The 23578-nt window shown below is 72.7% G+C and carries 23 protein-coding genes and 2 tRNA genes; 8 read left to right on the forward strand and 17 right to left on the reverse strand.

Features of this window, described 5'->3' with window-relative positions; all coding sequences use genetic code 11:
* The 6 genes from ACFYYN_RS04200 to ACFYYN_RS04225 all read right to left on the reverse strand — a co-directional run bounded on the left by ACFYYN_RS04200 (nucleotide 1) and on the right by ACFYYN_RS04225 (nucleotide 5326).
* The gene (locus tag ACFYYN_RS04200) at nucleotides 1–1212 is read right to left on the reverse strand and encodes an HD-GYP domain-containing protein (RefSeq protein WP_500544603.1); all 1212 of its coding nucleotides are present in this window, start codon (nucleotides 1210–1212) and stop codon (nucleotides 1–3) included.
* Nucleotides 1209–2510, reverse strand: a complete 1302-nt coding sequence (locus tag ACFYYN_RS04205) for an HD-GYP domain-containing protein (protein WP_500544851.1) — start codon at nucleotides 2508–2510, stop codon at nucleotides 1209–1211. The genes ACFYYN_RS04200 and ACFYYN_RS04205 overlap by 4 nt, the downstream gene beginning before the upstream one ends.
* A 120-nt stretch (nucleotides 2511–2630) precedes the next feature.
* Nucleotides 2631–2951, reverse strand: coding sequence for a mycothiol system anti-sigma-R factor (gene rsrA, locus ACFYYN_RS04210; protein WP_499513862.1), 321 nt, complete (start codon nucleotides 2949–2951; stop codon nucleotides 2631–2633).
* Nucleotides 2948–3607: a sigma-70 family RNA polymerase sigma factor gene (locus ACFYYN_RS04215; RefSeq protein ID WP_375819388.1), complete on the reverse strand. Its 660-nt coding sequence runs from the start codon at nucleotides 3605–3607 to the stop codon at nucleotides 2948–2950. Before ACFYYN_RS04215 ends, rsrA begins: the two co-directional genes overlap by 4 nt.
* Nucleotides 3608–3839: 232 nt before the next feature.
* On the reverse strand, nucleotides 3840–4472 hold the full coding sequence (locus ACFYYN_RS04220; RefSeq protein ID WP_500544852.1) for an alpha/beta hydrolase family protein: 633 nt from the start codon (nucleotides 4470–4472) through the stop codon (nucleotides 3840–3842).
* A gap of 38 nt (nucleotides 4473–4510) precedes the next feature.
* Nucleotides 4511–5326: an SOS response-associated peptidase gene (locus ACFYYN_RS04225; protein WP_500544604.1), complete on the reverse strand. Its 816-nt coding sequence runs from the start codon at nucleotides 5324–5326 to the stop codon at nucleotides 4511–4513.
* A gap of 54 nt (nucleotides 5327–5380) precedes the next feature.
* Here ACFYYN_RS04225 and ACFYYN_RS04230 point away from each other — a divergent pair, with 54 nt between their 5' ends.
* From ACFYYN_RS04230 to ACFYYN_RS04245, 4 genes are all read left to right on the forward strand, one after another.
* On the forward strand, nucleotides 5381–6076 hold the full coding sequence (locus tag ACFYYN_RS04230) for a M50 family metallopeptidase (RefSeq protein ID WP_500327908.1): 696 nt from the start codon (nucleotides 5381–5383) through the stop codon (nucleotides 6074–6076).
* Nucleotides 6077–6162: 86 nt separating this feature from the next.
* Nucleotides 6163–7509 (forward strand): 3-phosphoshikimate 1-carboxyvinyltransferase, encoded by a 1347-nt coding sequence (gene aroA, locus ACFYYN_RS04235; RefSeq protein ID WP_499513859.1) that lies wholly within the window; start codon nucleotides 6163–6165, stop codon nucleotides 7507–7509.
* A 3-nt stretch (nucleotides 7510–7512) separates the two neighbouring features.
* Complete coding sequence (gene rsgA, locus ACFYYN_RS04240) at nucleotides 7513–8514, forward strand: ribosome small subunit-dependent GTPase A (protein ID WP_500544605.1); 1002 nt, start codon at nucleotides 7513–7515, stop codon at nucleotides 8512–8514.
* A 65-nt stretch (nucleotides 8515–8579) separates the two neighbouring features.
* Nucleotides 8580–8903 carry a DMT family transporter gene (locus ACFYYN_RS04245; protein WP_361798116.1) on the forward strand — a complete coding sequence of 108 codons (324 nt, stop codon included), beginning with the start codon at nucleotides 8580–8582 and terminating at the stop codon, nucleotides 8901–8903.
* Nucleotides 8904–8943: 40 nt separating this feature from the next.
* Here ACFYYN_RS04245 and ACFYYN_RS04250 read toward each other — a convergent pair whose 3' ends face one another.
* Entirely contained in the window at nucleotides 8944–9570 is a 627-nt protein-coding gene (locus tag ACFYYN_RS04250) for a TetR/AcrR family transcriptional regulator (RefSeq protein ID WP_500544606.1), read from the reverse strand.
* A 161-nt stretch (nucleotides 9571–9731) separates the two neighbouring features.
* Here ACFYYN_RS04250 and hisN point away from each other — a divergent pair, with 161 nt between their 5' ends.
* Together hisN and ACFYYN_RS04260 are read left to right on the forward strand one after the other, a co-directional pair.
* Nucleotides 9732–10529: an FIG domain-containing protein gene (hisN, locus tag ACFYYN_RS04255; protein WP_499513856.1), complete on the forward strand. Its 798-nt coding sequence runs from the start codon at nucleotides 9732–9734 to the stop codon at nucleotides 10527–10529.
* 142 nt (nucleotides 10530–10671) lie between these two features.
* Nucleotides 10672–11061: a CBS domain-containing protein gene (locus tag ACFYYN_RS04260; protein ID WP_500327911.1), complete on the forward strand. Its 390-nt coding sequence runs from the start codon at nucleotides 10672–10674 to the stop codon at nucleotides 11059–11061.
* Between the two features lie 77 nt (nucleotides 11062–11138).
* Here the strand turns inward: ACFYYN_RS04260 and ACFYYN_RS04265 are convergent, their stop codons facing one another.
* Nucleotides 11139–12599 (reverse strand): catalase, encoded by a 1461-nt coding sequence (locus ACFYYN_RS04265; protein WP_500544607.1) that lies wholly within the window; start codon nucleotides 12597–12599, stop codon nucleotides 11139–11141.
* 156 nt (nucleotides 12600–12755) lie between these two features.
* On the opposite strand from ACFYYN_RS04265, the gene ACFYYN_RS04270 reads away from it, so the two are divergent.
* Nucleotides 12756–13166, forward strand: a complete 411-nt coding sequence (locus tag ACFYYN_RS04270) for a Fur family transcriptional regulator (RefSeq protein WP_499513853.1) — start codon at nucleotides 12756–12758, stop codon at nucleotides 13164–13166.
* Here ACFYYN_RS04270 and ACFYYN_RS04275 read toward each other — a convergent pair.
* The 5 genes from ACFYYN_RS04275 to ACFYYN_RS04295 all read right to left on the reverse strand — a co-directional run bounded on the left by ACFYYN_RS04275 (nucleotide 13136) and on the right by ACFYYN_RS04295 (nucleotide 19763).
* Nucleotides 13136–14395, reverse strand: coding sequence for a hypothetical protein (locus tag ACFYYN_RS04275; protein WP_500544608.1), 1260 nt, complete (start codon nucleotides 14393–14395; stop codon nucleotides 13136–13138). The two genes, ACFYYN_RS04270 and ACFYYN_RS04275, sit on opposite strands and share 31 nt — an antisense overlap.
* A 205-nt stretch (nucleotides 14396–14600) precedes the next feature.
* A tRNA-Met gene (locus ACFYYN_RS04280) sits at nucleotides 14601–14674 on the reverse strand.
* Between the two features lie 51 nt (nucleotides 14675–14725).
* Nucleotides 14726–16588: a tetratricopeptide repeat protein gene (locus ACFYYN_RS04285; protein WP_500544609.1), complete on the reverse strand. Its 1863-nt coding sequence runs from the start codon at nucleotides 16586–16588 to the stop codon at nucleotides 14726–14728.
* Nucleotides 16589–16788: 200 nt separating this feature from the next.
* Nucleotides 16789–16862 (reverse strand) — tRNA-Met (locus tag ACFYYN_RS04290).
* A gap of 39 nt (nucleotides 16863–16901) precedes the next feature.
* Complete coding sequence (locus tag ACFYYN_RS04295) at nucleotides 16902–19763, reverse strand: UPF0182 family membrane protein (protein ID WP_500328045.1); 2862 nt, start codon at nucleotides 19761–19763, stop codon at nucleotides 16902–16904.
* A 146-nt stretch (nucleotides 19764–19909) separates the two neighbouring features.
* Here ACFYYN_RS04295 and ACFYYN_RS04300 point away from each other — a divergent pair, with 146 nt between their 5' ends.
* Nucleotides 19910–20464 (forward strand): PPA1309 family protein, encoded by a 555-nt coding sequence (locus tag ACFYYN_RS04300; RefSeq protein ID WP_500544610.1) that lies wholly within the window; start codon nucleotides 19910–19912, stop codon nucleotides 20462–20464.
* Between the two features lie 58 nt (nucleotides 20465–20522).
* On the opposite strand, the gene ACFYYN_RS04305 is transcribed toward ACFYYN_RS04300, so the two are convergent.
* The 4 genes from ACFYYN_RS04305 to ACFYYN_RS04320 all read right to left on the reverse strand — a co-directional run bounded on the left by ACFYYN_RS04305 (nucleotide 20523) and on the right by ACFYYN_RS04320 (nucleotide 23569).
* Complete coding sequence (locus tag ACFYYN_RS04305) at nucleotides 20523–21590, reverse strand: YlbL family protein (protein WP_500544611.1); 1068 nt, start codon at nucleotides 21588–21590, stop codon at nucleotides 20523–20525.
* A 44-nt stretch (nucleotides 21591–21634) separates the two neighbouring features.
* The gene (locus tag ACFYYN_RS04310) at nucleotides 21635–21802 is read right to left on the reverse strand and encodes a hypothetical protein (RefSeq protein ID WP_179279782.1); all 168 of its coding nucleotides are present in this window, start codon (nucleotides 21800–21802) and stop codon (nucleotides 21635–21637) included.
* A gap of 145 nt (nucleotides 21803–21947) precedes the next feature.
* Nucleotides 21948–22406 (reverse strand): molybdenum cofactor biosynthesis protein MoaE, encoded by a 459-nt coding sequence (locus tag ACFYYN_RS04315; protein ID WP_500544612.1) that lies wholly within the window; start codon nucleotides 22404–22406, stop codon nucleotides 21948–21950.
* Between the two features lie 59 nt (nucleotides 22407–22465).
* On the reverse strand, nucleotides 22466–23569 hold the full coding sequence (locus tag ACFYYN_RS04320; protein ID WP_500327920.1) for an SDR family oxidoreductase: 1104 nt from the start codon (nucleotides 23567–23569) through the stop codon (nucleotides 22466–22468).
* Between the last annotated feature and the right edge of the window lie 9 nt (nucleotides 23570–23578).

Here is a 23578-nt window from a genome sequence, read left to right on the forward strand (position 1 = left end):
TCACTGCCCGGCCCGGGCAACGACCCTGGTCAGCGCCTCGACCACGCGAGGGTCGTATTCGTGCGCGGTATCGAGGCGTAACCGCTCCAGCGCCTGCAGCCCCCGGCCCACGGCGGTGCCGCCTCCGGCCAGGTCCTCGTAGGCGTTGGCCGTACGCACGATGCGTCCCGCGAGCGGTTGCTCCCGGTACGGATCGGCCTGTCCCTCCACGATCCGCGCGACTTCCTCGGGGGCACCCGTCCGGCGTACGACCTCCGCGCCGAGCAGGGCGATGCGGCGGCGTTCCACCTGATCGAGGGACGAGGTGGCACCGCCGGGCACGGGGTCGACGAGGGAGAGCTGGCCGATGTCGTGCATCAGCGCGGCGTGCTCCAGGGCCGCCAGCGACCGTCCGCCCAGGCCGAGTTCCCGTCCCATGGCGTGGCTGAGCTCGCTGACCCGGCGGGCGTGCCCCACCGGGGTGTAGCCGGCGACCTCGGTGGCCCTGGCCAGTGAGGCGATGGTCTCCCGATGGGTGGCCCGGATCGCCGCGTGCCGCCGGAAGGCCGTCTGCGTCAGCAGCAGCGGCACCCCGCACACGGGCAGCGCCCACAGCCCGGCCGCCTGCTCGGCCTGCGCCAGCACGACCCCGCCGGCGCACACGGCGGAGCCGACGCCCGGCAGGACGGCCAGTTCGTCGCGGAGGACGGAGGCGAAGGGATGCCCGGTGCGGGCGGCGCCCAGCACGGCGGCCAGCACGGCGTCGCACAGGATCGTGCTGGCCAGCAGGAGGACGGCGTAGCCCGGATGGCCGCCGCTGCCGCCGTAGAGCGGCTGCCCGGTCGCCGCGGCGAACGCCACCGTCAGCACGCGCCGCGCCGCCGCGTCCCGTGGCGCGCCCCTCAGCTGCCCGGCGATCACCGCGGCGGCGGAGACCGCCACCACCACCGCCACCGCCTCGGCCGCGAGCAGCGCGTACGCCAGGGCCCCGGCGAAGGCGACGGGGGCGGCCTCCCGTCCCTCGGGCTCCGGGATCCGGAAGGCCTCGCCGACCACGACCAGCGCCCCGAACGCGGCCGCCGCCGCGGGATCGGCGACGCCGTGCGACGCCGTCCAGACCAGGGCGGCGCCGCCCACGGCGAGCGCCACCCCGTGGACGGCGAGCACGACCAACGGCGTGCGTCTGCGCCGGCGCCGGTGGTCGCCGCCTCCGCGGCGTCCGGAGGCGCTCACGGGCGCGGCTCGGGGGTACGGCCGGGCGGGGCCTCGCGGCGGGCGTGGCGCCGGGTCTGCGCGGGGGCGAAGGGTTCCGGCTCGTCGGCGGTGACCGCCGGGTTCCAGCCGTCCCGCCGGACGGCGCGGACCAGGGCCTGCACCATGAGGGGGTCGAAGTGGCTGCCGGCGCAGCGGCGCAGCTCACCCAGCGCGTCGTCGACTCCGCGGGTGGCCTGGTAGGCCCGCGTGGAGGTCATCGCGTCGAAGGCGTCCGCCACGGCCACCAGCCGCGCCGAGGACGGGATGGCCTCGCCGGCCAGGCCGTACGGGTAGCCCGATCCGTCGAGGCGTTCGTGGTGGTGGAGGATCGCGGTGCGGGCGTCGTCGAGGAAGGCGATGCCGCGCACCATCTCGTGGCCGTAGCCGGGGTGCAGTTCGATGATCCGCCGCTCCTCGGGGGTGAGCGGGCTGTCCTTGCGCAGCACCCGGGTGGGCACCCCCAGCTTGCCGATGTCGTGCAGGATGCCGGCCAGCCGCAGGGCCTCCACCCGCTCGGGCGGCAGTCCGATCTCGCGGGCGATCAGTGCCGACGCCCGGCCGACGCGCTCGCTGTGGCCCCGGGTGTAGCGGTCCTTGATCTCCACGGCCTGCACCAGCGCCCGCACCGTCGCCTGGTGCGCGGCCCGCTCGCGGCGCGCCTGCCCGACGACCCAGCGGGCGATGTGCGTCGGCAGCAGGGCGAGGACCGCGGCCACCGCCCCGTACGGGCCCTGCCAGAGCACCGCGGCCATGAGCCCCACCAGGCCGTAGGTGAGGTGCGGGGCGAGCGGTTCGAGCAGGGCCTCCCGAAAGGCCACGGCCGGGGCGGTGCGCTCGGCGGTGATCAGCACGCCGGCGGTGAGGGCGGCGGAGTAGAGGCAGAAGGCGAGGACGGCCGCCAGTGCGGGCACCAGCAGTCCCGGCAACCGCGCGAAGTCGCCTTCCCCGAAGGCGTCCCGGACCTGGGCCGCGGCGGCCGTGGCCAGGGCGAGCTGCGCGGCGTGCCAGACCCGGCGCACCGGGCCCGGCTCGCCCCGGACCGGCGCGAGGAGGCCACCGGGCACGGCGACGAGTGCGGCCGCGCCCGGGGGAAGCAGGAGCGCGGCCGCGAAGAGCACCGGGGGCAGGGACGCCCCCGTCCGTTCCCCTGCCGCGTAGACCACCGCCAGCACGGCCGCGGTCGCCCAGGGAGTGCCCTCGTGGGGGCCGGTGACGAGGGCGCCGCACGCCGACACCACGACGAGCGGGATGTACACCCGCGCCGCCGCGGGGAGCATCCAGACCGTCCGCTTCGCACGCACCCCACAGAGGCTAGGGGCGCGGCCGTCGCGCGGTGGGCGAGCGGCCGCGATTCCCGCCTTCGGGTGATCCCGGGTGGCTTGCCTGTACGGGCTGCGTCAGCCGGCCGGGAAACCGGTCGGCGTGCTGCCGCCGTCCGCGGGCTCCGGCACCGGCGCCACCTCGCCCGCGCGGATCAGCTCGATCCGCGTGAGCACCTTGGACCGCAGGTCCGTGGGCACGTCGTCGTGCCCGCAGCAGCGCTTGACCAGCTTCTTGACGGCCTGCTCGAGGCCGTACTTCTCCAAGCAAGGGTGGCACTCGTCGAAGTGCTGCTTGAACTTGGCGCAGGCGTCGTCGGACATCTCGTTGTCCAGGTACTCGTAAAGGTGTTCGAGTACCTCGGAGCAGTCCGTCTCATGCGGGTTGCCGCAGCTCATGTGCCCGAGCCCTTCTCATCTCCCGCGCCCGCCGGGACGAGCCCGCGCTCCCGCGCGTAGTCCTCCAGCAACGAACGCAGCTGCCGCCGCCCCCGGTGCAGACGGGACATCACCGTACCGATGGGGGTTCCCATGATGTCGGCGATCTCCTTGTAGGCAAAGCCCTCGACGTCCGCGAGATAGACCGCGATCCGGAATTCCTCCGGGATCGCCTGCAGCGCCTGCTTCACGTCCGAGTCGGGAAGGTGGTCCAGGGCCTGGGACTCGGCGGAGCGCAGACCCGTCGACATGTGCGACTCGGCGCGGGCCAGCTGCCAGTCCTCGATCTCCTCCGTGCCGCTGCGCTGGGGCTCGCGCTGCTTCTTGCGGTAGGAGTTGATGAAGCTGTTGGTGAGGATGCGGTACAGCCACGCCTTCAGGTTGGTGCCCTCACGGAACTGGTGGAACGACGCGTACGCCTTCGCGTACGTCTCCTGCACCAGGTCCTCGGCATCGGCCGGGTTGCGGGTCATGCGCAGCGCCGCCGAGTACATCTGGTCCAGGTACTCCAGGGCGTCCCGCTCGAAGCGCGCGCTGCGCTCGACGTCGGACTCCGGAGCCACCTGCACCTCAGGCACCTCGGACGGGCTGTCGTCGTTGCCGCTGACCGGACCCACCTCCTCCACGACGGTCACGGGGCCGTAAGCGGACCCCACGCCATCGGAGGATATCCCGGGCGGGATCGGCGCGCTGTTCCTGTCCGCCCCGCCCATCGCCGGCCACTCCGGCCACGACAGGTAGGGCGCCTCGGCACGGGCGCGGCACTCGGCTCTGACCATCCGGCTGCCTTCCTCACTGTGCGTACGTTCTTTCGCGTGGACGCCTCGCACAACACGGGTCGCGCACCGCTCATTCCCGAAGCGGGGGCAGTTCCTCCAGCCAGCCCAGCACCGCGTCCGTGATGACGCTGAGTGCTGCCTCCTGGGTGAGGTCCGCGGACTTCGGCACGGCGAACCCGTGGTCGCCGTACGGCACCTCGACCGGCTCGTGCCCCTCCGGGAACTCGTCGGGGCGGCCGAAGGGGTCGCGCCCGCCCTGCAGGGCCAGGACCGGCACCCCGGCGCCGGTCAGCTCGCCGGCCCGGGACTTCTCCGGCCTGCCCGGGGGGTGCAGCGGGAAGGACAGCGCCAGCACCGCGACCGCGCCCAGTTCCACCGCCGTACGGCAGGCGACCCGGGCCCCCGCGCTGCGGCCGCCGGCGACGACCGGCAGGCCGGGCCGGGCCAGTGCGGGCCACAGCGCCGTCCACGCGGTGTCCAGGGTCTTCGGTGCGGGCGCCACCTTCTTGCCGGCCACCCGCCATGGCTGCTCCACCAGCGCGACCGTCCAGCCGCGCGGCGGCAGGGCAGCGGCCAGGGCCTGCAGGTCACGGGCCTCGACGCCGCCTCCCGCACCGTGGCCCAGCGCCACGACGGCGCGCGGCCGGCGGGCCCGGTGCCAGGTGACGCGGGCGTCCCCCACGGGCGTCGGCACGGTCTCCATGATCTCGCTCACAGCGGCCAGTCTGGCACCGCGGGCGGTCAGAACAGCGTCGCCTCCTCGGGCGCCTCGATCGGCTCGACCAGCTCTGGCCCGTTGTTGCGGACGTTGCTCACCTCGGTGCGCACGGGGTACGCGCGCAGCAGGCCGGGCCGCGGCGGCACGAGCAGGCCGCGCAGCTCCGCGACGTCGCTGCGCGCGGGGTCGAGCCAGTCGTCCCAGTGCTCCGGGGTGATCCACAGCGGCACGCGCGGGTGGATCTCGGCCAGGGAGCGCGGGCCGCCGGGGCGCTCGTCGGCGTCGGCGAAGGGCTCGGTCTCGGCCTCGGTGGTGATGACGGTGCAGGTGACCCACCAGGCGCGCGGGTGCTCGTCGGGCAGGGTGCGGTCGCGCCAGAACTCGTACAGCCCGGCCATCGCGAAGACGGAGCCGTCGACGGGGGTGACGAAGTACGGCTGCTTGCGGGACCGCTTCTTCCTCCCCTCCTCCTCCAGCTGCCGCTCGTCCTTGCCGGTGACCCACTCGAAGTAGCCGTCGGCGGGCAGCAGGCAGCGGCGCGAGGCGAAGGGGCGCCGGTAGGAGGACTTCTCGTGCACGGTCTCGGCCCGGGCGTTGATCATCTTCACGCCGACGTCGGGCGTCCTGGCCCAGCTCGGCACCAGCCCCCAGCGCAGGGTGCGCAGCTGGCGCACGATCTCGCCGGTCTCCTTGTCGGGCCGCTCCAGCACCGCGTAGGTGCTGTCGGTCGGCGCGACGTTCCAATTGGGGTCCAGCGCCTCGGTGGGATCCCATTTCCGCACGTCGAAGAGCCCGACGAGATCCTCGGGCCCCCGGCTCGCTGCATATCGACCGCACATGAGTGCCAGATTGCCACGGCGCGGACACAGCAGGCCGTCGTATGGTGCGGAACCGTGCAGCTCTTCGACTCCATCTTCGGCACCCAGCCCGCGCCCTCCCCCTGGCTGGTCGGCGCCACGGCGGCCGTCGCCCTCGCCGCGGTGCTGCCGCACGTCCTGTGGCGGCTGTCCCGCAACGCGATCACGATCGCCCACGAAGGCGGCCACGGCCTGGTCGCCCTGCTGTCCGGACGCCGTCTGCAGGGCATCCGGCTGCACTCGGACACCTCGGGCCTGACCGTCTCCCGCGGCAAGCCGTACGGCCTCGGCATGATCCTCACCGCGGCGGCCGGCTACACCGCGCCGTCCCTGCTGGGCCTCGGCGGGGCCCTGCTGCTCGCGGCGGGGCACATCACGGCACTGCTGTGGGGGGCGACGGCCCTGCTGCTGGTGATGCTGGTGATGATCAGGAACGCGTACGGGGTGCTGACCGTCTTCGTGACCGGCGGCCTCTTCCTGCTGGTGTCCTGGCTGACCGAGCCCGGGGTCCAGGCGGCCTTCGCCTACCTGGTGGTGTGGTTCCTGCTGTTCGGGGGCGTACGGCCGGTCCTGGAGCTCCAGCGCAAGCGGCGCGGTGGTGCGGCGCCCGGATCGGACGCGGACCAGCTGGCCCGGCTGACGCACACCCCGGCGGCACTGTGGATGCTGTTGTTCTACGCGGTGGCGCTGCTGTCGCTGTTCGGCGGCGGCCGCTGGCTGGTGGGTCTGTAGGCCTTGCGGGCGGGTATCTGTTTCCTTCAGGTTTCGTCCGCTTTGTGAGCGATTCGCCTTCTTCTTGAGCCACTACGCTGGGGGTCATGACCGGTAACCCCGCGCACACCGCCCTGTGGCCCGCGCCGCTCGCGTCCGCCCCCGTCCAGGCGACGGTCACCGTGCCCGGATCCAAGTCGGTCACCAACCGCGCCCTGGTGCTCGCTGCGCTCGCCTCCGAGCCGGGCTGGCTGCGCCGCCCGCTGCGCAGCCGCGACACCGTGCTGATGGCCGACGCGCTGCGCACCATGGGCGTCCAGATCGACGAGGTGGTCAATCCCTACGGCGGCGAGGCCTGGCGGGTCATCCCGGCGGGGCTGCACGGTCCGGCCTCCGTCGACGTCGGCAACGCCGGCACCGTGATGCGGTTCCTGCCGCCGGTCGCCGCGCTCGCCGACGGCCCGGTGCACTTCGACGGCGACCCGCGCAGCCACGAGCGCCCGCTGAACGGGGTCATCGACGCGCTGCGCACCCTGGGCGCCCGCATCGACGACGAGGGCCGCGGCGCGCTGCCGCTGACCGTGCACGGCGGCGGGGCGCTGGACGGCGGCCCGGTGTCGGTCGACGCGTCCTCGTCCTCCCAGTTCGTCAGTGCCCTGCTGCTGTCCGGCCCCCGCTTCAACCAGGGTGTCGAGGTGCGGCACACCGGCCCGACGCTGCCGTCGCTGCCGCACATCAAGATGACCGTGGAGATGCTGCGGCACGCCGGAGCCAAGGTCGACACCCCGGAGAACGGCGGCGAGCCCGACGTGTGGCGGGTCGACGCCGGCGCGCTGCTCGGCGTCGACCTCACCGTCGAGCCGGACCTCTCCAACGCCCAGCCCTTCCTCGCCGCCGCGCTGGTCACCGGCGGCCGTGTGGTCATCCCCGACTGGCCGCGGCGCACCACCCAGCCCGGTGACGCGCTGCGCGAGCTGTTCACCCGGATGGGCGGTTCGTGCGAGCTGACGGACACGGGCCTGGTCTTCACCGGGTCCGGCCGGATCCACGGCATCGACGCCGACCTGTCGGACGTCGGCGAACTCACGCCCGGCATCGCGGCGGTCGCCGCGCTCGCCGACTCCGAGTCCGTGCTGCGCGGCGTGGGGCACCTGCGTCTGCACGAGACCGACCGGCTGGCCGCGCTGAGCAAGGAGATCAACGAGCTCGGCGGCGACGTCACCGAGACCGAGGACGGACTGCGCATCCGGCCGCGGCCGCTGCGCGGCGGCGTCTTCCACACCTACGAGGACCACCGGCTGGCCACCGCGGGCGCCGTCCTGGGCCTCGCCGTGGACGGCGTCCGGGTCGAGAACGTCGCGACCACCGGCAAGACCCTCCCCGACTTCCCCGAGATGTGGACGGCCATGCTGGGCACGGCACCGGCGGCCTCCGCGTCCCCCGTGCGGGCCTGAACCATGCGGCGCTACGGCAAGCACACCGACGAGGACGACGTCCGGGTCCGCCCGAACCGCAAGGGCAACCGCCCCCGCACCAGCATCCGGCCCAAGCACGAGGACGCCGAGGAGGGCTTCGTCCTCACCATCGACCGCGGCCGCATCACCTGCCTCGTCGAGGACCGCACGGTCACCGCGATGAAGGCGCGCGAACTGGGCCGCAAGGGCATCGCGGTCGGCGACCGGGTCGGCATCGTAGGCGACCTGTCCGGCGAGAAGGACACGCTGGCGCGCATCGTGCGCGTCGAGGAGCGCAGCTCGGTGCTGCGCCGCACCGCCGACGACACCGATCCGTACGAGCGGGTCGTCGTCGCCAACGCCGACCGGCTCGCCATCGTCACCGCCCTCGCCGACCCCGAGCCGCGCCCCCGGCTCATCGACCGCTGCCTGGTGGCGGCGTACGACGCCGGGCTCGAACCGCTGCTGGTGCTCACCAAGTCCGATCTCGCCTCGGCGGAAACGCTGCTGGAGACGTACGCGCCCCTGGGCGTCCCCTACGTCGTCACCAGCCACGAGCACTTCGACGCCGACGCGACGGCGGCCGTCCGCGAGCACCTCAAGGGCGGGATCACCGCCTTCGTCGGCCACAGTGGCGTCGGGAAGACCACCCTGGTCAACGCCCTGGTGGAGCGTCAGCGCGCGACCGGCCTCGTCAACGCGGTCACCGGACGGGGCAGGCACACCACCACCTCGGCGCTCGCGCTGCCGCTCAGCGGCGCGGAGGGCTGGGTCATCGACACCCCGGGGGTGCGCTCCTTCGGCCTCCACCACGTCGATCCGTCCCGGGTCATCCACGCCTTCCCCGACCTGGAGCCGGGCACGGAGGACTGTCCGCGGGCCTGCAGCCACGACGAACCCGACTGCGCGCTGGACGCCTGGGTCGCCGACGGGCACGCGGAACCCGCCCGGTTGTTCTCGCTGCGGCGGCTGCTCGCGACGCGTGAGCGCAAGGAAGGGGACTGAGACCCCATTTCCGGGCATGCTGTGTGATGATCGCTCATCGACAGACGGAAACGGGAGGGCGTTCGATGGCCTGGCTCCTCGTGGTGGTCGCTGGACTCCTCGAAACCGGCTTCGCGGTCTGCCTCAAGCTCTCCCACGGGTTCACCCGCCTGTGGCCGACCATCGCGTTCTGCGCCTTCGCGCTCGGCAGCTTCGGCCTGCTCACGCTCGCCCTGAAGAAGCTGGACGTCGGGGCCGCGTACGCGGTGTGGACGGGCATCGGGGCGTCCGGGACCGCGATCTACGGCATGGCCTTCCTCGGCGACGTCGTCTCGACCCTGAAGCTGATCTCCATCAGCCTGGTCGTCCTGGGCGTCATCGGGCTCCAGCTCTCCGGCTCCACCCATTGACCGCCCCGGCCGGTCCGCACCGGGGGCCGGGCCGCGCCCGTCACCAGCCGCGCTGGAGCAGCCCCCGGACCAGCCGGGCGACCCGCCGGCACGCCTCCTCGTCGGAGGCCGCGGGCGCGACGACGTAGGAGACGGTGACGCGCACCGCGGCCTCGCAGGCCCAGTCGGCCTCGGCCCGGTCGAGTCTGGGGAAGCGCCGCCCCAGCACGGTCGCTGCGCGCGCCCGGAAGCCGTCGAGGAGTTCGGCCGGGGCGAGCGGGGCGTCGTCCCCCCGCTGCCGCCGGCCCGGCAGCCGCAGCACCGGCACCGGCACGACGGCCGCCGCCGGGACCCGGTCCCCGCGGCAGCCGGTGAGGACCGCGCGCACCAGCGGGCTGCGGCGGGCACTGTGCAAGGTCCAGGCGGTCGCGGCGGCGAAGCAGTCGCCGGCGTCGCCGCCCTGCCGCCCGGCGGCGTCCAGGGCGCGCTCCACGCCCGCCAGGAACGTCTCCGCCTCCCGCCTCGCCAGGGCTCTCGCGAGCCCCTCCTTGGTGCCGAACTCGTTGTAGAGCGTCTGCCGCGACACCCCGGCCGTGGCCGCGACGTCGACCATCCTGATCGTCGCCCACGAGCGGTCGCCCAGTGCGGACAGCGCCGCGTCCAGGAGTGATTCACGCGCTGTCGGCACGATCGCCTCCAAGCGGTCTCAAGCGGGTCTCAAGCGGTCTCCACCGGTACCGGGCGGCCTCAGGGGGCCGTGGGCCAGAATTGACGGGCCGTCGGTCCGTGTCAACCCTCCCCGCGCACCCTGCGTGACCTCGACCTGCCGCGATCGATACTGTTCGCTCCATGCCGGACTTCAACGACGATCTGCGCCTGGCGCACATCCTTGCCGACGCCGCCGACGCCGCCACCATGGAGCGCTTCAAGTCCCTGGACCTCAAGGTCGAGACCAAGCCCGACATGACGCCGGTCAGCGAGGCGGACAAGCGCGCCGAGGAACTGATCCGCAGTCAGCTCGGGCGGGCCAGGCCGCGCGACGCCGTGCTCGGCGAGGAGTACGGCACGGAGGGCAGCGGTCCGCGCCGCTGGATCGTCGACCCGATCGACGGCACCAAGAACTACGTCCGCGGGGTGCCCGTGTGGGCCACCCTCATCGCGCTCATGGTGCGGGGGGAGCGGGGCGACGAGGGCGTGGTCGGCATGGTGTCCGCGCCCGCCCTGGGGCGCCGCTGGTGGGCCGTGAAGGGTGGCGGGGCGTACACCGGGCGCAGCCTGTCCTCGGCCACGCGGCTGCGGGTGTCGCAGGTCAGCCGGCTGGCGGACGCCTCCTTCGCCTACTCCTCGCTGAGCGGCTGGGAGGAGCAGGGCCGCCTGGACGGCTTCCTCGACCTGACCCGGTCCTGCTGGCGGACGCGCGCCTACGGTGACTTCTGGCCCTACATGATGGTCGCCGAGGGCGCCGTGGACATCTGTGCCGAGCCCGAACTCAGCCTGTGGGACATGGCGGCGAACGAGGTGATCGTGCGCGAGGCCGGAGGGCGCTTCACCAGCCTGGACGGGACCGCGGGACCGTACGGCGGGAACGCGGCGGCGTCCAACGGGCTGCTGCACGAGGACATGCTCGACTTCCTGAACCGCCCGTAGTCGACCGACCCCTCACACTACCGATCACCCTCCGCGCGCCCCTTGCTGCGGACCGCGGCGCATGTGAACATGAGAATGCGTGAGCTTGTGCATTTGTGAAACGGTTCTCAAGACGGCCACGACGCAGCCCGAGGGGTATCCCATGCTCGTACGCGACGCCATGAGCACGGTCGTTCTCACGGTCGGTCCCGCCCACACCCTCCGCCAGGCCGCCCGGCTGATGTCCGCCCGACGGGTGGGCGCGGCGGTGGTACTCGATCCCGACACCTGCGGTCTCGGCATCCTGACCGAGCGCGACATCCTCAACGCCATCGGTGCGGGGCTCGACCCCGACCTCGAACTCGCCGCCGCCCACACCACCACCGACGTGGTCTTCGCCGCGCCCCAGTGGACCCTCGAAGAGGCGGCCGCCGCGATGGTACGCGGCGGCTTCCGGCACCTGGTGGTGCTGGACGACCGCAACCCGGTCGGCATGGTCTCCGTACGCGACATCGTGCGCTGCTGGCAACCTGCGCGCGCCCTGGCCGGCTGACGGCCCGGACATGGATCGGAGGGGACCGGGTGCCTGGACGCACCCGGTCCCCTCCGGGTCTGCGGGACGGACGCCCGTCAGCCGCGCAGGGCTTGGACGGCGGCCTCCAGCCGCTTGCCGAAGTCCTCGTCGGCACGGCGGAAGTTGCCGATCGCGCGCTCGGCGATGTCGTCGCGCGACACCTTGGCGATGAATCCGGAGAGGTTGGCGACCAGGCGCTCCTTCTCCTCCTGCGACATCAGCCGGTAGAGGTTGCCGGCCTGCACGAAGTCGTCGTCCTCGGCGTGCGAGGGCGCCTCGTGGTTGCCGGTGTACCCGGCGACCGCGGTGGCCGGCCACAGGGGACGGCCGGTCTGCGCCGGGCCGCCGAAGCTGTTCGGCTCGTAGTTCCTGGCCCCGCCGTGGCGGCCGTCGTAGAGCGCGCCGTCGCGGCCGTGGGTGCGCGCCTCGGTCGCGTGCGGGCGGTTCACCGGCAGGTGGTCGGCGTTGATGCCGACGCGGTAGCGGTGGGCGTCGCCATAGGCGAAGAGCCGGCCCTGCAGCATCTTGTCCGGGGACGGGCCGATGCCGGGCACGAAGTGCGCCGGGGAGAAGATCGACTGCTCGACCTCGGCGAAGATGTTCTGCGGGTTGCGGTTGAGTTCCAGCCTGCCGATCTCGATCGGCGGGTAGTCCTCGTGCGGCCACACCTTGGTGAGGTCGAACGGGTTGAAGCGGTAGGCCGCCGCCTCGGCCGCGGGCATGATCTGCACCTGCACGGTCCAGCTCGGGAACTCGCCGCGCTCGATGGCCTCGCGCAGGTCGCGCTGGTGGGAGTCCGGGTCCTCACCGGCGAGCCGGTTGGCCTCCTCCTGGGTGAGGTTCTGGATGCCCTGGTCGGTCTTGAAGTGGTACTTGACCCAGAAGACCTCGCCGGCCTCGTTGTTCCACTGGTAGGTGTGCGAGCCGTAGCCGTTCATGTGGCGGTAGCTCGCCGGGATGCCGCGGTCACCGAACAGCCAGGTCACCTGGTGCGTCGACTCGGGTGACAGCCCCCAGAAGTCCCAGACGTTGTCCGCCTCCTGGGAGCCGGTGTACGGGTCGCGCTTCTGGGTGTGGATGAAGTCGGGGAACTTGATGGCGTCCTTGATGAAGAACACCGGGGTGTTGTTGCCGACGAGGTCGTAATTGCCCTCCTCGGTGTAGAACTTCAACGCCCAGCCGCGCGGGTCGCGCACCGCGTCCGCCGCGCCCAGGTTGCCGGCGACGGTGGAGAACCGCAGGAAGGTCTCGGTCTGCTTGCCGACCTCGGAGAGGAACTTCGCCCGCGTGTACTTCGTCACGTCGGCGGTCACCGTGAAGGTGCCGTAGGCGCCGGCGCCACGGGCGTGCACCACGCGCTCCGGGATGCGCTCGCGGTTGAAGTGGGCGAGCTTCTCGAGCAGCTGCTGGTCCTGGACCAGGACCGGTCCCCCGGGGCCCGCGGTCTCGCTGTTCTGGTTGTCCGCGACCGGGGCGCCCGCCTCCGTGGTCAGCGGGCCGGTCTCCTGAACCGTCACGTGCTTCTCCCTGGGTTGGTGCTGTGCCGTGGCTTACGCCGGAAGCGATCCTACGATAGACAGAGTCCAAGTCAAGAAGAGCCCCAAACTCGTACCAGGTCGGAACACGGACTGTCACTGTTAAGCTGTTGCCATCCCACTGATAGGTGAAATGGAATGAGTGACCTGCTGGAACGACTGCGCGGCCGCGGATGGCGCATGACCGCGCAGCGGCGCGTCGTGGCCGAGGTCCTGGACGGCGACCACGTCCACCTGACCGCCGACGAGGTGCACGCCCGCGCGGCGGCGCGACTGCCCGAGATCTCCCGCGCGACCGTCTACAACACCCTGGGCGAACTGGTGTCGCTCGGCGAGGTCATAGAGGTCGCCACCGACGGCCGCGCCAAGCGCTACGACCCCAACGCCCACCGCCCGCACCAGCACCTGGTGTGCTCCAGCTGCGGCACCGTCCGGGACGTCCACCCGCACGGCAACCCGCTGGCGGACCTGCCCGACGCGGAGCGTTTCGGGTTCACCGTCTCCCAGGTCGAGGTCACCTACCGGGGCCTGTGCCCCGCCTGCGCCTGACGCTGCGCGGCCCGCCGCACACGTTCCGCGGCCTTGCGCACCCCCGGCTCCGGCCGGGTGCGGCCCACCCACACCGTCTCCACCGGCACCTGGCCGGCGACCTTGGAGAGCGCCTCGAAGGCCTCCCTGGCCACCCCGGGGTCCGGATCCACGGCCAACGGCGCCAGCTGCCGCAGCAGCCCCTCCCGCGGGACGAGCCGTCCCGCCGCGCGCACCGCGGCACGGCGCACCACGGCCGGCCACGGAGTGCGCACCTCACGGGCCAGCCGCAGCAGCAGCGGCGCGTCCGAGGCGTCCCCGCACTCCCCCAGCCCCGTCACCAGCCCGGCCACCAGCCGCGGCGGGCTCTGCGGGCCGCAGCGCAGTAGTTGCCTGCGGTACGCCAGCGCCGGCGGCTCTCCCCTGCTGTACAGCCGCCAGCGGGCCTGGGCGCGGACGATCCGCGCCGGGTCGGCCAACGGCGCGGTCAGCCGGGTCGCCGGCACGTCGTCGGGCAGCGCCGCGACCGCCAGTTCCCGCACGGCCGCCGAGCGGGCCCACAGCAGCCGCCCCGCCTGGTCCGGGTCCATCTGCAGCAGCCGCTCGGCGCACAGTCTGCGGCACACCTGGTCCGGGTCGCGCAGCGCCGTGCGCACCAGGTCCCCGCGGACGAACTCGCCGAGTTCCAGGGCCAGCTCGACCCCGAAGCGCCGGGTCAGCGGGTCCGTGTCGGCGGCCAGCGCACGCACCGCCCGCCGGGCCTCGGGCGCCGCCAGCACCCCGCGGTACGCCTCGGGGGTGTGCGTCGCCCGGCTCCGTCCGCGCAGCCTCAGCAGCAGCCGTACGGCCGCGGCGGCCTCGTCCGGGGCGGTACGGCGCAGCAGCGCCTCCAGGGCCCGGTCGCGGACCTGGTCCACCCAGTCCGCCGTCCGCAGCGCGAGGGCGGAGGCCACCAGCGGCCCGCCGTGCACCGCCAGCTCCTCCACGGCGGCCTGCCGGATGCGGCCGTCCCGGTCCATCGCGGCCAGCAACAGGCGCAGCGGTTCACTCTCGCCGGGCGCCGGGGGCGTGCCCTCCTGCACCCGGGCGGCACGGTCCAGCAGCAGCCACAGCCGGGGCGGCGCCGCGGCCAGCGCCTTGAGGGCCGCCGCGCGGTCGTAGGCGGCCTCCTCGTCGTCGGCGGCGCTGCGCAGCTCGCGCAGCAGGCCCTCCACCTCCGCGGCCGCGCACAGCCGACCCCACCGCGTCACATCCCTGAGTTCCGTCGGCCGCCGCTTACGCCGCCTGCGCAGCAACCCCGCCTCCTCGCGCCGCCTGAGGGCCTGTCCTCAGGATCGCGCGCCGGCGCCGGCGGGCCCAGGATCGTCGGCACCCTTTTGCCCGAACCATGCCTGGCCTGTACCCAACGCATACGAGAAGGGCCCGGAAGCCATGGCTTCCGGGCCCTCTCTTCAGTAGCGGGGACAGGATTTGAACCTGCGACCTCTGGGTTATGAGCCCAGCGAGCTACCGAGCTGCTCCACCCCGCGTCGTTGTGTCTTCAGACTACCCTCCCGGCGCTGAGCAGCGCAAATCGCTTCTCACGCGGACAGCTCGTGCTCCAGGGCGTCGGTCAGCCGGGCGGCCCGCTCGGCCACCTCGGCGGGGCCGCACTCCACCGCGCGGGCGCACCACGCCTGGGCGTCCGCGAGCTGTCCGTGCCGTGCGGCCAGCAGCGCCAGCCGCAGCGCGGCGCGTCCGTGGCCCGCGTCCGCGGCACGCGTCCACCACAGGGCGGCCTCCGGCTCCGCGCCCTCGCGGGCGAGGAGCAGCCCGAGGTTGAAGGCCCCGTTGCGGCTGCCGCCCTCGGCGGCCTCCCGGTACCAGTGGGCGGCATCCACGACGTCCCCGCGCTTGGCGGCGCACATGCCGAGCCGCACCTGGGCACGGCGGTGCCCCTGGCCTGCGGCGCGGGCGTACCACTCCTCGGCCTCGCCCTCGGCCTCCTGCGTGCCCTGCCCGTCCAGCAGCGCGCCGAGCCGGAAGGCGCCCTCCGGGCTGCCGCCGCCCGCCGCGCAGCGCAGGTGGCGCTCGGCGCCGTGCGCGTCGCCCTCCTTCTGCAAGGCGATGGCCACCTGGAGCGCGGCCTCGCCGTGGCCGCTGGCCGCGGCACGCTCGTACCAGCGCCGCGCGGTGGCGTCGTCGCCCCGCCCGGCGTACAGGATGCCGAGGTTGAAGGCGGCGTCCACGCTGCCCGCCTCCGCCGCCTTGGAGAACCAGGGCTCTGCGCCCGCCGCGTCGCCGCGCTGCAGCAGGAGCACGGCGAGTGCGTTGGCCGCCTCTCGGTGCCCGGTGTAGGCGGCCTTGCGGTACCACTGCTCGGCCTGGGCCGTGCGGCCCTGACCGGCGCAGAGCAGACCGAGGTTGAAGGCGCCGTTGATGTCCCCCGCCTCGAGCGCGGCCCGGTACCACCGCTCGGCGGTCTGGGTCTCGCCCTCCTGGGCGTGCAGCGCGCCCAGGGCGTTGGCGGCGTTGCCGTCGCCGGCGTTGGCGGCACGCCGCCACCAGGTGGCGGCCCCGTCGACGTCCCCGGCGTCGCGCAGCAGGAAGCCGAGGGCGCAGGCGGCGCGCGGCTCCCCGTCGCGGGCGGCGGTCAGGTACCAGCGCTTGGCCTCCTCGAACTCGCCGCGCTCCTCCAGGAGCGTGCCGAGGCGCAGGGCGGCCCTGCGGTGCCGGCGGGCGGCGGCCTGCCGGTACCACTGCTCGGCCTCGCGCTCCTCGCCGCGCTCGGCGCAGATGCCGGCGAGCCGGTAGGCGGCCTCGCGGTGGCCGTGCTCGGCGGCGGCGTGGAACCAGCGCTCGGCGCCTACGTCGCGCCGGTGGTCCAGGAGGTCGGCCAGCGCGTACGCGCCCAGGGTGTGCCCGGACTCGGCGGCCTGGCGCAGCCAGTACTCGGCGCCGGGCTCGTCGCCGCGCTCGCGGAAGTGCCGGCCGAGCGCGTGCGCGGCCGCGGCCGAACCGGCGACCGCCGCGATGCGCCACCAGGCGGCGGCCTCGTCGGCGTAGCCGCGCTGGTGCAGCAGCAGGCCCAGGTTGTTGGCGGCCGGGCGGTCCCCTCCGGCGGCGGCGCCGCGCAGATGGGGCTCGGCGCCCTCGAGGTCGCCGCGGCGCAGCAGCAGGGTGCCCAGGACGCTCATGGCCCCGATGTCGCCGTGCTCGGCGGCCCGCCGGTGGCGCGCCTCGAGTTCGGCCTCCTCGCGGGCCTCCAGGGTCTCCTCGTCCGGGAGGTCGGACTCGATGAGGCGCTCCTCGTCGAGACCGCCCACCCGCGGAGCGGGCAGCAGGTCGGCGACGGCCGGCACCAGCGCGGCCCCGGCCGCGGGCACGGTCGTCCGCCCCGTGGACCCGGGATCCCGGATCTGACGAGTCTTCAGCAGCCTTGCACCATCCCCCATGAGGTCCATCGTCGCATCACCCGTACCCGCAGTACACCTGGTATGCGGCAAACCTGCAGAGTTCAGCCGATCCCAGTTGGTCACTTCGTAGGTCACTACAGCGTTTTGTCGACTTCCCGACATGATGCCAACCGAAACCTCTGCGGTACCAGTTCCCCCCTACAAGTGAAAGGGCCCGGAGTCTATTGACTCCGGGCCCTTTCCAACAGTAGCGGGGACAGGATTTGAACCTGCGACCTCTGGGTTATGAGCCCAGCGAGCTACCGAGCTGCTCCACCCCGCGTCGGTGGAACAACAGTACCACGACGCGGGGTGGGCCCCGTCAGCCCTGCCTGCCCGCCTGCTGCTCGGCCTCCTGGGCCCGCTTCAGCGCGTCGGCGAGATCCTTCTGCGCCTGGCCGTATGCGCCCCAGTCGCCTTCCTTGAGCGCCTTCTGGCCCGCGTCGTACGCCTGCTGGGCGTCCTCCAGGGCCTGGGCGACCGTCGGATTGCCGGAGGCCGGCGGCTGGGTGCCCCCGCCCGTCTCCGGCGGCGTCTCGGGCGTGCCGCCGTCCGAGCCGAACACCGCATCGAGCGCCTGCGCGAGCGTGTCCTCGAACTCGGTCTGGCCGCCGTAGCTCACCAGCACCTTCTTCAGCAGCGGGTAGTTGGTGCCCGCGCCGCGGACGTAGACCGGCTCGACGTACAGCAGCCCGCCGTCGAGGGGCACGGTCAGCAGGTTGCCGTACTCGACCTCCGAGTCACCGCCCTTGAGCAGCCTGATCTTCTCCGCCACGTCGGGATCGGAGTTGAACTGGCTCTGCACCTGCTGCGGTCCGGACACCGTGGTGTTCGACGGCAGCTTCAGCACCCTGATCGCGCCGTACTCCGGACTCTTCGCGTCCGCGTCGACCGCCATGAAGGCGCTGAGGTTCTCGCGCTTGTTCGGCGTGAAGGTCGTCGTGAGCGAGAACGCCTGGTCGTTCTGGCCGGGCATCTTCAGGCTCAGGTAGTACGGCGGCACCGACTTGCCGGTCTTGGCGGCCGGGTCGTTGGGCACCGCCCACACCTCACTGCCGCTGTAGAAGGTCGACGCCTTGGTGACGTGGTAGCGCGTCAGCAGCTCACGCTGCACCTTGAACAGGTCCTGCGGGTAGCGCAGATGCGCCATCAGCGCGTCGTCGATCGCCGTCTTGGGCTCGACCGTGTCCGGGAAGGCCTTCATCCAGGTCTTCAGCACCGGGTCCTCGGTGTCCCACTGGTAGAGCGTGACCTTGCCGCTGTACGCGTCGACGGTCGCCTTCACCGAGTTGCGGATGTAGTTGACCTGGTTCTGCTGCGCCAGCACGGCGCGCTGTCCGTCGGTCAGCGAGTCCGCGGTGGTGTCGCCCAGCGTCGTGCGCGACGAGTACGGGTAGCCGTTGCTCGTCGTGTAGGCGTCGACGATCCACACGATCCGGCCGTCGACGACCGCCGGGTAGGAGTCGCCGTCGATCGTCAGCCAGGGCGCGACCGCCTCGACCCGCTCCTTGGGCATGCGGTTGTACAGGATCTGCGAGTCGTCGCCGACGGCGCCGGAGTAGAAGATCTGCGGCTCCCCGAAGGACACCGCGTAGGCGAGCCTGGTCACCGGGTTCTTCAGGCCGACGCCGCTCTTGGCGGTGTACGTGTACGGCTTCTCGCCGCTGTCGTCGGTGTAGTCGATCTCCGGCGTGGTCTTGTCGCCGACGATCGACCACTGCTTGGTCTGCTCGCCGTAGTAGATCCGCTGCTGGTACGTCCCGAGGTCGCCCTTGGTCGGCAGGTTGTACTCGGTGAAGTCCGGCTCGCCGCTGGCGGTCGTGGTGGTGCCCTTGGCCGCCACCATGCCGTAGCCGTGCGTGTACTTGAAGTGGTCGTTGATCCAGCTGTGCTGCGGGATGCCCTCGAGGTTCAGCTCCCGCAGGCCCACCACGGTGTCCTGCTCCTTGCCGTCGATCGTGTAGCGGTCGACGTCGAGCGTGGACGGGAACGCGTAGTAGCCGCGCACCTTCTGCAGCTGCTGGTAGGTCGGCGAGACCACGTTCGGGTCCAGCAGGCGGATGGACGCCGCCGTGTCGGCGTCGCTGCGCAGCTTCTCCTTGCCGTCGCCGCTCGTGCCCGAGTAGTCCGTCACGTCGGCGTGGTCGATGCCGTACGCCTCACGCGTGGCGTCGATGTTCTTCTGGATGTACGGCTGCTCCTTGGCGGCCTCGTTCGGCTGCACCTGGAACTTCTGCACGATCGCCGGGTACAGGCCGCCGATCAGGATCGCCGACAGCACCATCAGGCCGAAGCCGATCAGCGGCAGCGACCAGGTGCGCCGCCACAGGGTGGCGAAGAACAGCAGCGCGCAGATGATGGCGATGGCGAACAGGATCGTCTTGGCCGGCAGGTAGGCGTTGGCGTCCACGTAGCGCAGGCCCGTCCAGTCGCCCGACCTGAGGTTGCCGGACTTCACCGCCAGCGAGTAGCGGTCCAGCCAGTACGCGACGGCCTTCAAGGTGACGAACAGGCCCAGCAGCACCGACAGGTGCCCGGTCGCCGCCGCCGTCGCCCGGCCGCCCGGGGAGGTGAGCCGCAGGCCCCCGTACAGGTAGTGCACCAGCGCCGCCGCCAGCAGCGACAGCACGACCGCCGCGAAGCCGAAGCTCAGCAGGAAGCGGTACCAGGGCAGGTCGAAGGCGTAGAAGGAGATGTCCACGTGGAACTGCGGGTCCTTGGTGCCGAACGACGTGGAGTTCGTCCACAGCAGCCATGTGCGCCACTGGCTGGAGGCGGAGGCTCCGGCGATCAGCCCCACGAGCGCGCAGACGGTGAGCAGCACCCACTTCTTGTAGGGGGCGATGCCCATCCGGTAGCGGTCGAGGCTCTGCTGCTCCATCGACATCGCGCTGAGCGGCGGCCGGAGCCGGTGCGCGAGGTACACGTTGACGCCGACGGCCGCGGCCATCAGCAGACCGAAGACGAAGAACAGGCCGATCTTGGTCCACAGGGTGGTGGTGAAGACCGAGGAATAGTGGACGGAGCGGTACCAGAGCCAGTCGGTCCAGAAACCCGAGAACATGACGAAGGCCATGGCCAGCACGGCCAGGACGCCCAGGGTCATGAGCAGTGTCCGGGCTCGCCGCGACGGGCGGCCCACTCTGATCCGCGGCCCGTGCGGACCCCCGCCGCGGTCCGGCATCTGGAATACCAAGGTGCGCACCTCGAAGTGTCGGTCTCCGTCGGACGCCCTACCGGCGCCCACTGATGCAACTTACTCAGCGTTTACTCAGTTCCCCAAGGCTCCCGATTGGGGATGCGGGTCACAGAACAGGCAGGATGATGAGCATGTCCAACAACACGTCCGAAGGTGCGCCGCTCACCGCGAACCCGCTCACCCGTGCCGTCCTGGAAATCGACGACTACGCGTCCGGCCTCGGCTGGGACCAGCCCGCCCGGCTCTTCGCCCTCGTCGACACCGCGGCGCTGCGCGTACAGGAGCCCAAGCTGGCCGAGGAACTCGGCCTCGGAGACGGGGCGGCCGCGGGGCTGACCCCGATCGAGCAGGACGAGCTGCCGCCGGGCGCCGCGCTGGACGAGTTCCTGGCCACCATCGCCTGGCCCGGTGTCGTCAGCGGCTGCGCGCTCACCGTGGAGCGGCTGATGCTGCCGCCGTCCGCGGAGGAGTCCATCCCGCAGGGGCTGGACGACGCCGCGCTGGCCCGCTGGGTCGCCGCGCACCCCGACCGCCAGGAGGTCCGCATGACGGTGGGCGTGCTGCGGGACGGGTCCCGGGAGTCGGCGGTGCGGCTGCGCGAGAAGGACTCCCCCACCGAGGTGCTGACCGGTTCCGCGCTGGTGCCGGGGCTGGCCGACGCCCTGGCGGCGACCTTCGAGGAGTGACACGGACGGCCCCGGGGAGTTCCCCGGGGCCGTCGGGCCGTACGGATGCGTCCGCCGCTCAGCCCTTCGTGCAGGAGGGCAGGGCCGACGTCTTGCCGTCGCGGATGTCCTTGAGCGCGTCCAGGGCGTCGTCGATGGTCTTCACCTTGACCAGGGTGAGGCCGCTCGGGGTGCCGGTCGCCGCCTCCGCGCAGTTGTCGGCGGGGGTCAGGAAGTACTCGGCGCCCTTCTGCCGCGCGCCGATGGTCTTCATGTCTATGCCGCCGATGGGACCGACCTTGCCCTCGTCGTCGATCGTGCCGGTGCCCGCGACGAACTTGCCGCCGGTGAGGTCCTCCGGGGTGAGCTTGTCGACGATGCCCAGCGCGAACATCAGGCCGGCGCTCGGGCCGCCGACGTCCGCCAGCTTGATGTCGATCTTGAACGGGAAGGTGTGCTCGACGCCGGCCTGGATGCCCACGACCGCCCGGGCCTCGCCGTCGTCGTCCGACTTCGCCGTGGTGATGGTCACGTCCTGGGTGGCGTCGCCCTTGGCGCCCTTGGGCACGACGGTGAAGACCACCTTCTGCCCCGGCTGGTGCTTGGTGACCAGCGATGCGACGTCGCCCGCCGCCTTGACCGGCTCGCCGTCCACGGCCTTGATCACGTCTCCGGCGTGCAGCTCGCCCTCGGCCGGGGCGCCCTTGACCACGGCGGAGACGATCACCCGGGAGCCGACGGGTATGCCGAGCTCGTCGAGCGCCGCGACCTTCGCGCTGTCCTGGGACTGCGTGAACTCCTCGGCGTTCTCCTGGTCGGCCTCCTCGGCCGTCTGCCCCTTGGGGTAGAGCGTGTCGTGCTCGACGACCTTCTGGTCGTGCGCCAGCCAGCCGACGACCGCCTCCACCAGGTTCATCGAGTAGTCCGCGCTCGTCACCCGCACCGTGGTCATGTTGAGGTGACCGCTGGTCGGGTACGTCTTGTGCCCCGAGATCTGCAGCACCGGATCCCCGCCGTGCGACCCGAGCGTGTTCACCGTCGGACCCGGCGACATCTCCGCGTACGGCACGGGCCACAGGAGCGCGACACACAGCAGCGCTATCAGGGTCAGGGTCGATGCGAGCAGCGTCGCGGTGCGGCGTGGCATGGAACGACAGTACGGTACGGAACCCGCAGCCGCCCCGTGGGGCCTCAGGCCGGGCCGCCCGATCCGGTGCGCTGCATGGCCTCGCGGAAACGCTCGTAGTCGGCGAGCGAGGCGCCGTCCCCGGTGGACCGCGTACGCGCCGCCCAGCTTCCCCAGACGGCCGCGGCGATCGCGGCGACCAGCGGGATGAGCAACCATGCGAGCGCTGCCACTTCGGCCTCCTGGACGCGCATGCCGATCAAGAACTATGAGCAGACTAATCTTCTGCTGCTACAACGTTCAGAGCGGGTGGCAGGTTACGCAACCGCAGGTGGGCCACTCAGTGGCGAGGCGGGCGGCGACCGCCCTCCCCGGGGGTCAGTGGGCGCAGGCGCCGACCCACTCCTCGGTGCCGTCGGCGAAGGCCTGGTGCTTCCAGATCGGGACCTCGCGCTTGAGGTCGTCGATGAGCCGCCGGCAGGCGGCGAAGGCCTCGGCCCGGTGCGGGCAGGAGACGGCGACGACGACCGCGAGGTCGCCGACGCGCAGGTCGCCCACCCGGTGGACGGCGGCCAGTGCCTTGACCGGGAAGTCCGCGACGACCTTCTCCGCGACCCGGCGCAGTTCGGCCTCCGCGCCCGGGTGCGCCGAGTAGCCGAGCCCGGTCACCTCCGCGTCCGACGGGCCGTCGTGGTCACGGACCGTGCCGACGAACAGCGCGGTGCCCCCGGCGGAATCGTGCCCCACGGCGCGGAAGACCTCGTCCACGGACAGCTCCGTGTCCCGGACCGCGATGAGCCGGACGGGTTCGTCGTGCGTCTGTGCCATGCCGCTCATGCTGCCCCATCACCCGCCATGCGGAAACCCCCTTCCGGAGCGAGTTCGCGCGGCGACGCTCAGACACCGCGGCGCTTGCGCGCCCGCCGCACCATCGCCGCCGTGCCGACCAGGGCGACCGTCGCGCCGGCCGCACCGAGCGTGGCCGCGTCCTTGCGGCCCAGGCGCCGCCCGACGACGGAGTTGCGGCCGGAGACCTCCTCCAGCAGGACGGCCAGCACCTCCTCGTTGGTCCACTTCGGCCGCCAGCCCGACTCGTGCAGCCTGCTGCCGCTGACCACCCACGGGTGCATCGTGTACGCCAGGTCCCCCGCCGGGGAGGGGGTGAGCCCCAGCCGGTGCAGCCGGGAGGCCGCGCCGAGCGCCACCGCGGGCGGCAGCTCCATGCGGCGGATGCCCGAGAGCTCCTCGACCTCCTCCTGCTCCAGCCAGCCGTCGCAGCCCACGGTCATCTCGCCGTCCACCTTCTCCAGCGCCGCGTGCTCCAGCGCCGTCACCAGGTCCTCCACGTGGCAGAACTGCCAGCAGGGGCGGCTGCCGCCCACCACCAGCAGCCGCGGCGACTCGAAGTAGCGGGTCAGCGCGGTGTCGGTGCCGCCGACCAGCACGGCCGGGCGCAGGACGGTCACGTTGAGGCCGGGGTGCGCGCGGGGGGCGCGCTTGCCCAGCCGCTCGATCTCCAGCAGGTCGCCCACGAAGGACGCCTCCGCGGTCGCGCGCAGCGGGGCGTCCTCGGCGAGCGGGACGTCGTTGTCCGGGTGGGCGCCGTAGACCATGGCCGAGGTGCACAGCACCACGCGCGGCACGCCGGCGGCGGCCGCCGCGGTGAGCACCGTCTGGGTACCGCGCACGTTGAAGGCGCTGCGCGCCTTGGGGTCGGACTCCAGGTCCAGGTCGAGCGCGAGGTGGACGACGACGTCCACGCCGCGCAGCCGCTCGGCGATCGCCGGGTCCCGAACGTCGAGCACCGCCCACTGGGCACCGGGGACGTCGCCGCGGCGCTCGTCGATCGCCACGACCTTCTTGACCTGGTCGGATTCGGCCAGCCGCAGGGCCAGCAGCAGGCCGACACCGGAGGCGGCGCCGGTGACGGCGACCACAGGTCCGGCGGGGGCCCTGCCGCCGCTCCGCTCTGGGCGAACGGTCGGTTCTGGGGAACTCACCAGGTGTCT

The organism is Streptomyces sp. NPDC001902, from assembly GCF_042891295.1.
GTDB lineage: Bacteria > Actinomycetota > Actinomycetes > Streptomycetales > Streptomycetaceae > Actinacidiphila.